We start from the raw sequence: 12,500 nt of genomic DNA on the forward strand, positions 1-12,500 counted from the left end.
TTTCACCGTCGGCTGTTCCTCTGTTCCCTCTGTGGTGAGGGGATGGTGGTTTGGGTGATTTAGCCCTTGAAACGGTCGATTTGTTCCAAAATTTGGTCAGGCGTGTAAGGTTTTTGAATCAGTGCTTTTCCGCCTTGCATTTCCGCCCACATGCGGTCGGCTTTTTGTCCTTTGCTGGTGACGAAGATTATCGGGATATTTTTGGTGCTGTCGTCGTGGGTGATTTCTCGACAGGCTTGGTAGCCGTCCATTTGTTGCATGACCACATCCATAAAAATCAGGTCAGGTTTTTCTGACTTGGCTTTTTCGATGGCTTCTTGTCCTGAGCTGGCGGCGACGACGGAATAGCCCGCGTCGGAGATGATGTTTTGGATATTCATACGGTCAACGGTCGAGTCATCAACGACTAATATTTTGTTAATTCCCATGTTGTTGTACTCCAATCTTTGTTGTCGGTGAATGATGGGTCATGATTTGAAGGGTTGGTGTCCATGCAAGGTGCAAAACGGGTGAATTTTTTGGCGTTTGAATCGCGTTTCAATTCGCCCGTGCTTTATGTCAATAATCGTTGTTCATTCTAAGTGGCTTTAGTGTAGAAAGCAACGATAAGACTTATTTCCTCGTTTCCTCGTTGGCATCAGTGCGGTGGGAACGAGGAAATAAACATGGCTAATCCCCGTTTAATTAAGCCGATTTGGTTTCTGGCAGTTTAAATTGCTTAATCACTTCGGCCAGTTTTTCAGGTTCAACGGGCTTGGTGAGGTAAACACTGGCACCGGCCATGGTGCCTTTGAGTTTGTCGAAGCGAGAACCTTTCCCAGTCAGCATGACTACGGGCGTATTTTTCGACATTTTATCGGATTTGATGGTTTTACATACTTTGTAACCATCGACACCGGGTAACATCACATCTAGGAAAATGATGTCGTAAACCGTGGTTTTTACCAATTCTAAGGCTTCTTCGCCCGTTTCGGCAAAATCAATGTCCATTCCCAACAGCCCTAAATGAATTTCCATCGATTTGCGCACGGGTAAGCTGTCATCGACCACGAGGGCTTTTACGCCGGTGCGGGAGGCTTGTTGTGCGCTTTGTGCGGCATCGCGTAAGGCGGCGTTGGTTTCTTCGTCCAATACGCCATCTCCGCCAACGACCAATTCTGGTACGTATTTGTGCGATTCAATGGTGACGCGATCCAGTATTTCTAATACGCGCTTTAAGGTCAAAGGACGACGCAAATAGGTTTCCTTTGTTTCTGCGGGGACGGCTTTGGACACTTTGACCACTGGGGCGGTGGTGTTGTGAACACTGAAGCTGCGCCATTCGTTGACGGCGTTGGGATCATCGGCATCAACCAGTATAATCTCCGCTTTATCCCGCTCTGCGGCCGTCACCAAACGGTATTGCCGACTGCGCGACGCGGCTAATTTAAAAATACTGCCTAATGTATTTTGTTCGTTTGAGGCGAGGCCGAACACGCCTACGGTAAAAACTTTGTCCATTGTGACTGATTCCTGTAAAAAAAGTCGGGTTGTCTCACGATTCGATGTGAAGGTCGCCGTGCCATGTGAGGGTTCACGTTAGAGCAGACAACAACTCAACTCAAAAGAGACTTCTTGTTGGGTTTGTTGTGGGCGTTCCTTGGCATCGGGTTGTTCGTAAAAACGAATACTAAATCGCTGTTTGCCGCCGTTGATTTCGGGATAACACGGGTGATCGTCGGGCAAATGCACTTGAATCAGTTGGTATTCGCCTTGCGCCACCGCTTCCAAGGTGGATTGGTAATAACCCGCATGAGCGCGTTCTTGGGTTTTAAGGGCATTATTACGCAGCAAATATAAAGTAAATTCAATCGCATGGCGCAAAGCCTCTAAGGGAGTCAGCCACTCAATCAGCGTATCTACCCGTTGTTTGGGGGGTTGATTCAGCCAGAAATGATAACTGGCGACATCGGTTGGCGCACACCCTCCAGCAATGCTACCCCGCTGTCGCACTGCGGTGAGTAGGGCGTATTGGGTTAATGCTTCGGGATAGCCGCTGTGGTATTGAGTCAGTTGATGGTGACAGAATTGGGCTTGTTGCTGTAATTGTCCCAGACGTTCGGTGTCAACTTTGGGCAAAGTACGCCAGCGTTCTAGGCGATGTTGATGTTGTTCTAACTCTTTGAGCAGTTCATCGCGCAATTCAAGACGAGTCAATAATTCCAGCAATTCGTTCAACCATGTTAAGGTATAACGACTGTCCCAAACCGTAGGGCCTTTGAGTCCATAGTAGAGTCCTTCAAATAAGTACTCCAGCCGTAGCAGGTAGCGAATACGGTCATTGAGCGGTTGCTCATAGGTAATCTTTTTCTTCACAAGAATCAGCCCTGATAATGAACGACACGGTGGATTTCTCTAGCTCTGTTGCCATCAGACTATCTTAACCCAAAAAGTGGCACATTAAAACGAGTCCCCAAAAAACATCGTAGAACCCAAGCCTTTCACGGTTGGCCGACCGCAGGAATTTCTGTGGCCATTCCTGCCAACACCTCAGCGACATGATAAACGGCAATGGGGAGATGATGTCGGTGCAATCGTCCTGCGATATTTAATAAACACCCCAGATCACCCGCTAATACCACATCGGCGTAGGTTTGGGCGATGTGGGCAATTTTATCATCGACCATTTTGGTAGAAATTTCAGGATACTTGACGCAAAACGTCCCGCCAAAACCACAACAAGCTTCCGTTTCTTTTAATTCGGTGAGGGTTAATTGTTTGACTTGGTTTAACAGCGCACGGGGTTGTTCTTGCACGCCCAATTCACGCAAACCCGCACAAGCATCGTGATAAGTCACGGTATGCGGATAAGTGCAATCGATTTTCACGGGGCGCACGTCGTGTAAAAATTGCGTCAATTCGTAACAACGCGCCGCAAACGCCGCGGCACGTTCTGCCCATACGGGATCGTCAGCCAGTAATGTAGGATAATGTTGCCGTAACATGCCCGCACAAGACCCCGATGGAATCACCACATAATCAAATGATTCAAATAAAGCGATATGCTGTTTTGCCAAGGCTTGTGCGGTGTGTTTATCGCCGTTATTGAAAGCGGGTTGACCACAACAGGTTTGTTGGGTGGGGATGGTGACGTGACATTGTGCGTGTTCTAACAGGCGCAACGCGGCAAATCCCACGCTCGGACGGCATAAATCGACCAAACACGTGACGAATAAAGCGACTTTGGGGCGATGGTTGTCAATTTCTGTGATAGGCATAAAAAAATACTGTCAATAAAGCCAAAATAAACGATAATGCCGCTTTTTTCAAAACAGCCTGATGGTTACCGATTCACTTTTAGGAGACTTGCGTTATGCCAAGCGTACCCAGCCGCGAGTTAGAGGTATTTGCCAATCCGCATCCTCAGCGGGATTATACGATTGAAATGAAAATTCCAGAATTCACTTGTCTTTGTCCTAAGACAGGTCAACCGGATTTTGCCACTTTACACGTTAAATATATCCCCGATTTATGGTGTTTAGAATTAAAAGCGTTAAAACTTTACTGTTGGTCTTATCGCAACGAGGGGGCTTTTCACGAGGCGGTGACCAATCAGATTTTAACCGATTTGGTTGCGGCCTGCGCGCCGCGTTACTTGCAATTGCGTGCTGAATTCTACGTACGCGGTGGCATTTACACGACGGTGACAGCGGAATACCATCAAGGCGAACAGAAAGAACAAGGGCAAGGATAAAACTGCTTTAAACCTTATCCCGTTCCCAATGGGCTAACTGCGCTAATTCTGCCTCTGAAAACCCCGCCGCTAAACGCGCCGCATGATTAAAAGGAGGACGTAATTGGCCGGTGAAATGTTTTTTTAGCAACTGATAAAAAGTGCTTTCCGGTGGCAACCCACGCTGCTGGCAAAGGTAGCAAAACCAACGCGAACCAATCGCCACATGACCAATTTCATCGTGTAAGATAATATCAAGAATGGCAGCCAGTGCGTTATTTTTTTGAGTTTTTAAGCGATGGATCAAGGACGGTGTGGCATCCAGTCCGCGAGCTTCCAGCAAACGTGGCACCAATGCCATGCGCAATAGCGGGTCAGTCTCCGTGGCTATCGCCATCTCCCATAAACCGTTGTGAGCGGGAAGATCGCCGTAATCGAGTGAAAAATGTTGCAATTGTCTTTGCAATAGCTTGAAATGAAAAGCCTCTTCATAAGCCACTTTAACCCAATCATCGTAATAAGCCCGCGGTAAATCCCGAAAACGATACACCGCATCCCATGCCAAATTAATCGCATTAAACTCAATATGCGCCAAAGCGTGCAGTAAAGCGGCTTGTCCGTGTAGCGTGCCTAAGCGACGACGCGGAACGGTCTTGGGATCGACTAACTGCAAAGTCGATGGATGTCCGGGCTGATGAATGTGTTGTGGTGGGAGTGGGGGCGGGGTTAATGTGAGATGATTTAATTGCCAGGCTTGCGCACTGAGAAGGGTGAGATATGTTTTTTCATGCGCGGTTTGGCTCATCAAACAGCGGTGCGCTTGGCTGAATAAATCGGAACAGTCCATGAGAGTTAATACAGTCAGAGCAGAAAGGGATAACACCACATGGCAGTGGGTTATCCCTCGTTGGCAGGAATATGTCTGTGCTTAGAATTTGACCCGTGCGCCTGCTGTCACCACGAAGATGTCTTCAATGTCGCTGACACCTTTACGCTCTAATTCGTGATTACGCAAACCTAAGTATAATTCTGTGCTAGCTGAATCAATCGCTTGCACCATACCGACCCCATAGCTGGTGTATTCGTCATCAACCATAACTTGGTGTTCGGTGTATTTGTAGTCGATAGCAAAACTGGTTTTACCCATTGGCACTAAATTGCCTGAGTAACCCAATTTACCGTAGTAAGAAACAGGATTGTCTTCACCAAATAAAGAACTCAAGGGGTCTTTCAGATCGATGTCATCAAAAATGTCGCCTAAACCACGAGACTCGTCATCATACTCTTGACCCCCCGCGGCTAAGGTTAAACTGAAGCCTGAATGCGCCACAGACAATGAGCCGTTGTACTGATGTTTCCAATCATACACGTCACCGGGATCCGCATAAGCCACCGCAGCTGCAAAACTTAATTCACCAAAAGAAGCGGCATAATTCACAGAAGCATCCCATTGCTTGGCCGTGCCAGCAGCAACGGAGAGCATAAAGCCGTGTAATTTAGGGGTGTCGTAACGCACCCGATCATCACGGCCTAAACCGTCAAAGTTATTAGCGACATCGCCGATGACTGTGTCAATGGCTAAGGCTGCGCCGTTGCTGTCACGAAACCCAAGGTTACCCCCAAAATCCGCCGTGTAGGAATAAATCCCGGCCAAGCTGGCTTCGTTTAAATCGACTTCTGAGGTATTTTCAGAGGCCATTTCGCCTTGACCTAACCACAAAGTCCCCATTTTGTCGCTGCGGAAGAAGACTTCTAACTTGCGTTCTTGGAAGGAGTTTGTGCCGACGGAACTTTTTTGTCCGATGGTGACGGCATGGCTGTTGTTGGAACTGTGGGTGGCTTCGATTTGCATGCCCATCGTCACATCTTCATTCAGCGCATGTTCGCCCATGATGTTGAACAGAGTAGGCGCAACTTCGGAATCAACGAAGAAAGTATCAGAATCCGCTCCATCATCCGCATACATGATGGCACGATTGGCTTGACCCGAAAATGTCACATCGGCGGCTTGTACCGCAGGGACTAGACCAAATACCGCGCTGGCTACGCCAAGAGCAATAAGGTTGCGTTTTTTCATTTGTAGAGTGTCTCCATAGAAGTAAAACAAAATCAGGGGAATCGAGACTCCATTATTTCTGTTTCTGCCTTTGGGCGAGCCGCTTTTCGCAGAGAACGGTCATAATCTTGTCGTGATTAAAAAAATCTTTTGGCATTGACACAGGGCGTTCCTGTGAGACATTAATGCGATGTGGTTTACTTTATCTTAGCTGCAAGAAAAGTGCAACACTTAGTATGCAAAAAAACCACATTTCTTATTTTGTGGTAAAAAAGAGACAATCAAGGTGCGCCCAAAAATTTATCGCCACACCGCTAACTCATTAATAACTATTAAAAAGATAGGATTCACTTCTTTTTTTTGTATTTATTCCGTACCGGTCATCATCCCCACGCCTAAAACTCTATTTTTGTCACACAACGCTGTCGCTGAGGTACGCGGTGGGGTTTTGCCATCTGTTTATGCCGCTCTGGTTTTCCTAGCTCACTTGGCTTAGAATCCCACTGTTTCCTATCCCAATCTTTAGGCGTTCAATCATGTGTTATCGTTTTTTTACCCTTCCCCTCCTCTTGCTTCTCTCTACCGTCTGTCACGCCCATTTTCAAACCTTACTTCCCAGCAGCGATTCTGTCGCTGACGCGGATGATAAAACCCTCACTTTTCTCCTTGCCTTCACCCACCCGATGGCACAAGGGCCGCTGATGTCCATGGAGATGCCGCGCCAATTTGGCGTGTTTTTGGACGGTAAAAAACACGACTTGTTAGCGCAATTAACTGCCCAGCAAAGTCCCAACGGCCAACAATTTTTTCACGCCCGCTTCACCCTCACCCAACCTCGTGATCATCTTTTTTATCTTGAACCCGCACCTTATTGGGAGCCTGATGAGGGTCAGCTCATCATTCACTACACCAAAGTGATTGTCGATGCGTTTGAAGGGGTTTCTGCATGGGATCAGCTTGTGGGTTTCCCCGTAGAAATTGAACCGCTGGTGCGTCCCTATGGCTTATGGACAGGCAATCTCTTTCGCGGTATCGTCAAACACCACGCCCAAGCGGTGCCGTTTGCTGAGATTGAAGTGGAGTATTTTAATGATGACGGCGTAAAAATTCCCGCCAGCCCTTTTCTCACTCAAGTCATCAAAGCAGATGCCCAAGGCGTTTTTTCTTACGCCATGCCCAAAGCGGGTTGGTGGGGATTCGCCGCCCTCATCGAAGCCGAACATCCCCAAAAAAATCCCCAAGGTGAACTTGTTCCCGTCGAATTAGGCGGCTTAATTTGGGTGCGTACCCGTGATATGATCCGTTAATATTACCTCGTTCCCCCAAGCTTGTGGCAATGCCGTCCCGACGTGCAAGAACGCGGCGCATCGGGACGGCCGGCCGACAGGGTCGGTGGGAACGAGATAAGTCGTTAAATAAAAGTATTCAGGTATTAAAAGCGTTCAGAATTTTCACATTTCTACCGCCCCCTACCCCCCTCCTGCTAGGCAAAGGTATCTACTACACAAGTCTATTCAGGTACTAATTTAGCGAATGCGGAGGAGGTTTTTCGGAGTAGGTTGCGGAATTGATGCAACTCGAACACAGGCCATACTCGCAATTAACAGACGTTTGGCTAATGCCAGACCACTTTCTTGTTGCCAACTCTCTAGTTGATGCCCTGCTTGCTTGAGCAATTTGAAAAACGATTCAATACGCCAACACCAGTAATACCATAACGCCGTCGTTTTCGCGTCAACATCCCAAACATTACTCAACAATACCCATTCTGCCAGTACATGACCTTCATTATCGAGAATTCGACTGACTACCAGGCGTACTCTGAGTGGCTTCCCTTTTATCGGTTTGACCCGCTTACCGTCGGCATCACATCGCTTTGGCTTGGCTGGACGAGTCATCGTAACTTCAGCCTCGCCAACATATTGCATCGCTTTTTTGCCTTTAATTTCAACTTCGTGGGTTATTTGAAAAGTCAGACTGTCCGCAACCTCGCCCAGCTTAACTTCTCGACCGTTAAACTCCACTTTAGAACCCACTTTATCACGCAGCACAAACAGATGGTTTGCTTCGTCCCACTGGCGTTGATGTTGTACAGATGCCGCTTCTCGGTCAATGATATGTACCACTCGATGCACAAATTCTTGACTCGCTATCCACGCCATACGTGAAGTCAATTCTTCCAAATGGGCTTGGAACTTAATCCGTTCGTCATGGTAACTCGACCATACACCCGCATCCGTCACCACATTCTGCACCATTGGCGCAAGCGGCTCTCCGTTACGGTCATTCAGTAACAAGGCCGTTTGCAACTCGTAACCGATGTCGTTTTTATGCGCACGCTGCTTACGGTCGAGCTTACTTTGGTGCTTGCCAAAATTCACCATCGACCAATCATGCACACATAATGCGTATTTGTCGCAACGTTCTGCTACCCCTTTATGCGCCTCCATCAATAGAAGATGCTCCATGACCAAACGCCGATAGCGTCCCTGAAGCCGACTTTCAATATTAGGTAAGTTAAATTCATACCGATGATTTATACTCTATTTTCACTTAATTTTCACTTGTGTAGATACCTTTGCCTAGCAGGAGGGGGTAGGGGGCGGTAGAAATGTGAAAATTCTGAACGCTTTTAATACCTGAATACTTTTATTTAACTACTTAAATACAACTTGCGCCTAACCATAACGGGGCAAACAAGCCACTCGATAATCGCCGTGGTCTATATCTTCATCCTCCTCATCCAGCCAGTCTTCCTCATCCCAATCGTCATCATCCCAATGCAATCCTTGATACATTTCTTCAATTAATTCTAAGACTTGCTCGCGGTTTAATGGTTCGGGGCGTTCTTGCTGACATTGATAGGCGTACGTAAATTGTCCTTGATTGGCACATAAAATTAATTCACAATCCTCATCCGTGCGCTCTTTAAAGTACAAAGTACCTTGTTCTTGCGCCACCTGTTCTAAAGCGCGCAACAACATTTCGGCATTGGCAAAATGCGCACTGATCTGATTGAAATAACTGTAAAGATAAAGCGTCACAAGACGCGATAGCGGTGACATGGGCGGGGTATCCTTTTTTTTGCAGTGGCTCAACTATCAGGATACAATCATTTTATTGCAAAACGATGCCAATAGAGTGAATTTTTAACCCCATTTTGTAGTTAAGAATTCACTAAACCCAAGCACAAGGAAATCATAAAAAACATTTTTCGGTTGCCGCAAAAATAATGAATTTAAGCATAGACAGTTTGGCTAATAAGTATTAATATAGTTTTATTGTAATCCACTGGCATTGAGTGCCAGTTAAAACGTAAATAACAACACCGTGAAAATCTAATGAACACACAGCAATTACTCAACATTTTTAATCGTTCCTCGCGCCGCAGCACTGCTGATAAAAAGCAAGTGATTACTGCCCGCATTCCCGAACGTTTAGCGATTCAAATCACAGAATTAACCGAATCTTCTAAATTAAAAAGAAGTGATGTGATTCGTTTATTATTAGAATATGCGTTAAGCAATTATAACGAAGCCACCCAAAGCGAATGGGCGATTGAATTTTCCACCGCAGTACAACAAGTATTGGACATTTACAAACGCGGAGAAGAATCTCCAGAAATATTGCGCGCCAAACTACAAGAAATGAACGCGCTATTACTGGATCATTATCCCGCAAAAAAAGCAGATACCACAGAATAACGCATTGATAGCCTTTCTCGCGTCCTAACGTGTGTTGGGACGCGAAGTGGCTCTTATTCGGGTAAAAACGACACCATCACTTCTATTTGTTGTTTTCCGCGTTGCACAATGAATGAGACGGTTTCGGTGGCATCAATGTGGACTAGAATACTTTTTAATCGCGCCACACTGTCCAGCGTTTTGTCAGACAAACGCAACAATTGGTCGCCTTTTTTGATGCCTGCACGCGCCGCGGCCGAATCATTTTGTAATTCGATAACAATCAATAGTCCTTCTTTTTCTTCCAACATCACGCCCAAACGCGGAGACATGTCTCCATCAAGCGGCGGAGAAAGCAACACGTAATCAGCCACACCGGGACTCACTTCTTCCCCTTGCACAAAGGTCAACGCCGATACCTCCACGCGCCGCGCTACCCGTGCGGGAATCCCATAGCCATGCCGAATATGCCCATTGCCTGCCAATACAATTAGGCGATGTTCAGGGTGTGTGAGTAAAAATTGGGCGGCCGTCTCCGCCATCGCCTCATCCCATAGCAATTGCGCTTGTAAAAATTGCGCCGAATCGGCATGTCCTTGATCACGCTGATGTTGAGAAAAAATATGGCTTAATTCTTGTTGGTAGCGCGTATCGGTGGTATCAATGTATTGCGGCAATTGCGCCCGCTGTTTATCGTCTAAACTGTCAAGACCTTGACGCGCCACTTGACGCGTAATTTCTCCTGCAATATTCAGCGCAATCAACGGGATATGATGTTGTTTAGCGTAGTCAATAATTGGTTTATACAAGCGATAATCGTAACCCCAGCGGGTAAAATATTCACTGCGCACCAAAAATTCCTCCTCCGACAATTCGCCGCGCAAATAAGCATCTAACACCGCTTGCTGTCCATGCTGGAACATTTCCAACCCCACGGCCAGCGGTTCTCCCAAACGATGCACTTGTTGAATCAAATGCAACTGATTGATATGGTGCATCATATTATCGTGCTGCTCGCCAATGTAAATCACCCGATGACGGCGTAATTCTTCGCTGAGATGAGCCAATGGCTGCGCCGCGGCGACGGGAACGGCTTGCGGTGCGGGACGAGAAAAGACCAGTATTCCTTTTTGTGCGATGGTTTGTTGTTTATCGATGCTTTCAGCATTAAAACGTAATTCACTATATTGGCCATAATGGCGAATTCGTCGGGCATGATGTTCTACAGAAGACGCATTGTCGCTGTGTAATAGCGTGATGTATCGTTCTGCATGATACGGATGGCGATGAATTTGTAACCAAAATTCACTGTTTTCTGGTGGTTTTACCGCGGCAAATAAATGGCGCACTAAAGGATGATCGAACGCATTAGTGAGAATATTATGTTGACGCAATTGAGAAAAATTCATTTCATCAGGATGAATCAGCGTCCAATGTTTAAAAGGTTCTTGTTGTAATAAAGCGTGATATTGCGGGCGATCTTCGGGCGTAATGGCAATTAATCCTGTGGCTTGTCCGCGGATTTGATCCACAGTGGGAATTTGCTCTGCCGCGCTTAATTGTCGCCAAGTATCATAATGCGGATCAAGATAAACCGCTGTAGGAATGGCAGGCAATAACCAAGTGATTATCTGTTCTTTCTGATCCAGAATAATTGTTTTGCTCATCACGTCATCGGAAAAATGCAGATCAGCATTTAATAGCAGTTGATAAGGCTGCTCCGTATTTTGCTGCACGGTGAATTGCAATTGAATGTCGTTTTTAACCGCTTTAATTTGTGCGTTGGCCACCGTAATATTGGGGATGTCGCTGCGATCTAAATATTGCGAAAATAAGGCCGTCAGCGGCTGTTGACTCAAGTTGGAATAAGTGTCTATTAAATCTTGCCAACTTAACGTTTGAAACGCATAATGATGCAATAAGTGTTGCAAGCCTGAAAAAAATAAAGTATCGCCTAATTGTTTTCTTAAATGATGAAATAAAAACATCACTTTATTGTAACCTATTACGCTACTGATTTGATCATGCCGCACAGTGAAATCTCGGGCTTTTTGTGCGGTATTGGGCGTGATATAGGCTTGGTATTTTAACAGGGCATTTTTACGATAATCGCTGTCTTGATCGTTATCGGCTTGCAAAGCATGATCGGCTAAATAACTGGTTAATCCTTCCGACCAATTGCCGCTGGCATAATCGGTATATAAAAAATGACCTAACCATTGGTGTAAAATTTCATGCGCCAATGAGGTTTCTAACACGAAAGGAAGCGATAAAATTTGCTGCCCCAATAAGGTATAAGTCGCCATTGCGTAACCTGTCGGTTGGGGATTGGCAACGATGGCAAAACGCTTAAATGGATAGGGAGTGAGTAAAGTTTCATAGCGTTGTAAGTATTTGCGACTATACTCAAAATAAGTGTCTATTAAATGCGCGTGTTGGGGAAAAAAATAAGCCGCTAATTCAATGCCGTTATAATCAGCCGTTTCGTAAATATAATCTTTAGATGCAACAAGATGTAATTCTGTACGCGGATGGGGAAAAATAAACGTGAATTCAGTCTGACAAGCGTCTGATCTTTCTATGATTTCATCGGCTTCAGAATTGGCTACGAATCCTTCGGGTAAACGCGCTGTGAATTGGTATTGCGTTAAAGTATTGGGTTTGGGATACCAATTGTGTATTAATACCAAATGGCGATCATCCACCCAATTATACTGATCTGTCGTTAATAAAACATGGTAAGAAAAAGTGACCGCTTTTCCCGCTGTCAACGGAATGGCCAAATGAGAAACCAAATGTACCCAATCAGGATTTTTTGTTAAAAAATGGGTATCAGGATTTATTGCTAATTCAACAATGCGATCTGTCTCGCTGTGCAAACGCACATGACCCGTTAAACGCCCTTGTGCAGGATCAATCTCAACTGTTAATTCGTATTGTAATGGTGTGGCGAATGCAAAAATAGGCAGAATCAGTAATAAACATAAAATTACGCCTTTAAGTAAAGATAAATATCGAACCATTTTTATTCCTCTAAAACCGCGTCGCG

12 protein-coding genes are annotated in these 12,500 nt (G+C 45.8%); 3 read left to right on the forward strand and 9 right to left on the reverse strand.

Translation table 11 applies throughout. From position 1 onward, the window contains the following. Window positions 1-59 precede the first annotated feature (59 nt). The 4 genes from TPSD3_RS01760 to TPSD3_RS01775 form a co-directional block, all read right to left on the reverse strand. Window positions 60-428: a response regulator gene (locus TPSD3_RS01760; protein WP_086486875.1), complete on the reverse strand. Its 369-nt coding sequence runs from the start codon at window positions 426-428 to the stop codon at window positions 60-62. Between the two features lie 256 nt (window positions 429-684). Continuing rightward, the gene (locus TPSD3_RS01765; RefSeq protein WP_086486876.1) at window positions 685-1,500 is read right to left on the reverse strand and encodes a response regulator transcription factor; all 816 of its coding nucleotides are present in this window, start codon (window positions 1,498-1,500) and stop codon (window positions 685-687) included. Between the two features lie 78 nt (window positions 1,501-1,578). Continuing rightward, on the reverse strand, window positions 1,579-2,355 hold the full coding sequence (gene zapD, locus TPSD3_RS01770; protein ID WP_176329689.1) for a cell division protein ZapD: 777 nt from the start codon (window positions 2,353-2,355) through the stop codon (window positions 1,579-1,581). A 125-nt stretch (window positions 2,356-2,480) separates the two neighbouring features. Next, a complete protein-coding gene (locus TPSD3_RS01775) occupies window positions 2,481-3,257 on the reverse strand; it encodes a (Fe-S)-binding protein (RefSeq protein WP_086486878.1) in 777 nt (258 codons plus the stop codon). Between the two features lie 95 nt (window positions 3,258-3,352). On the opposite strand from TPSD3_RS01775, the gene queF reads away from it, so the two are divergent. Next, window positions 3,353-3,733 carry a preQ(1) synthase gene (gene queF, locus TPSD3_RS01780; protein WP_086486879.1) on the forward strand — a complete coding sequence of 127 codons (381 nt, stop codon included), beginning with the start codon at window positions 3,353-3,355 and terminating at the stop codon, window positions 3,731-3,733. A gap of 7 nt (window positions 3,734-3,740) precedes the next feature. Here queF and TPSD3_RS01785 read toward each other — a convergent pair whose 3' ends face one another. Then, window positions 3,741-4,559 carry a ferritin-like domain-containing protein gene (locus TPSD3_RS01785; RefSeq protein WP_245391502.1) on the reverse strand — a complete coding sequence of 273 codons (819 nt, stop codon included), beginning with the start codon at window positions 4,557-4,559 and terminating at the stop codon, window positions 3,741-3,743. Between the two features lie 81 nt (window positions 4,560-4,640). Next, complete coding sequence (locus tag TPSD3_RS01790; RefSeq protein WP_086486880.1) at window positions 4,641-5,789, reverse strand: porin; 1,149 nt, start codon at window positions 5,787-5,789, stop codon at window positions 4,641-4,643. A 515-nt stretch (window positions 5,790-6,304) separates the two neighbouring features. Between TPSD3_RS01790 and TPSD3_RS01795 the strand changes: the two genes are divergently transcribed. Continuing rightward, the gene (locus tag TPSD3_RS01795; protein ID WP_086486881.1) at window positions 6,305-7,075 is read left to right on the forward strand and encodes a DUF4198 domain-containing protein; all 771 of its coding nucleotides are present in this window, start codon (window positions 6,305-6,307) and stop codon (window positions 7,073-7,075) included. A 219-nt stretch (window positions 7,076-7,294) separates the two neighbouring features. Here TPSD3_RS01795 and TPSD3_RS01800 read toward each other — a convergent pair whose 3' ends face one another. Further along, window positions 7,295-8,236 carry a flagellar biosynthesis protein FlhF gene (locus TPSD3_RS01800; protein WP_086486882.1) on the reverse strand — a complete coding sequence of 314 codons (942 nt, stop codon included), beginning with the start codon at window positions 8,234-8,236 and terminating at the stop codon, window positions 7,295-7,297. A gap of 210 nt (window positions 8,237-8,446) precedes the next feature. After that, window positions 8,447-8,833 (reverse strand): hypothetical protein, encoded by a 387-nt coding sequence (locus tag TPSD3_RS01805; RefSeq protein WP_086486883.1) that lies wholly within the window; start codon window positions 8,831-8,833, stop codon window positions 8,447-8,449. 276 nt (window positions 8,834-9,109) lie between these two features. On the opposite strand from TPSD3_RS01805, the gene TPSD3_RS01810 reads away from it, so the two are divergent. Beyond that, window positions 9,110-9,472 (forward strand): hypothetical protein, encoded by a 363-nt coding sequence (locus TPSD3_RS01810; RefSeq protein ID WP_086486884.1) that lies wholly within the window; start codon window positions 9,110-9,112, stop codon window positions 9,470-9,472. 53 nt (window positions 9,473-9,525) lie between these two features. Here TPSD3_RS01810 and TPSD3_RS01815 read toward each other — a convergent pair whose 3' ends face one another. Beyond that, the gene (locus TPSD3_RS01815) at window positions 9,526-12,474 is read right to left on the reverse strand and encodes a ChaN family lipoprotein (protein WP_176329690.1); all 2,949 of its coding nucleotides are present in this window, start codon (window positions 12,472-12,474) and stop codon (window positions 9,526-9,528) included. Window positions 12,475-12,500 lie beyond the last annotated feature (26 nt).

This window comes from Thioflexithrix psekupsensis (assembly GCF_002149925.1).
Classification (GTDB): domain Bacteria; phylum Pseudomonadota; class Gammaproteobacteria; order Beggiatoales; family Beggiatoaceae; genus Thioflexithrix; species Thioflexithrix psekupsensis.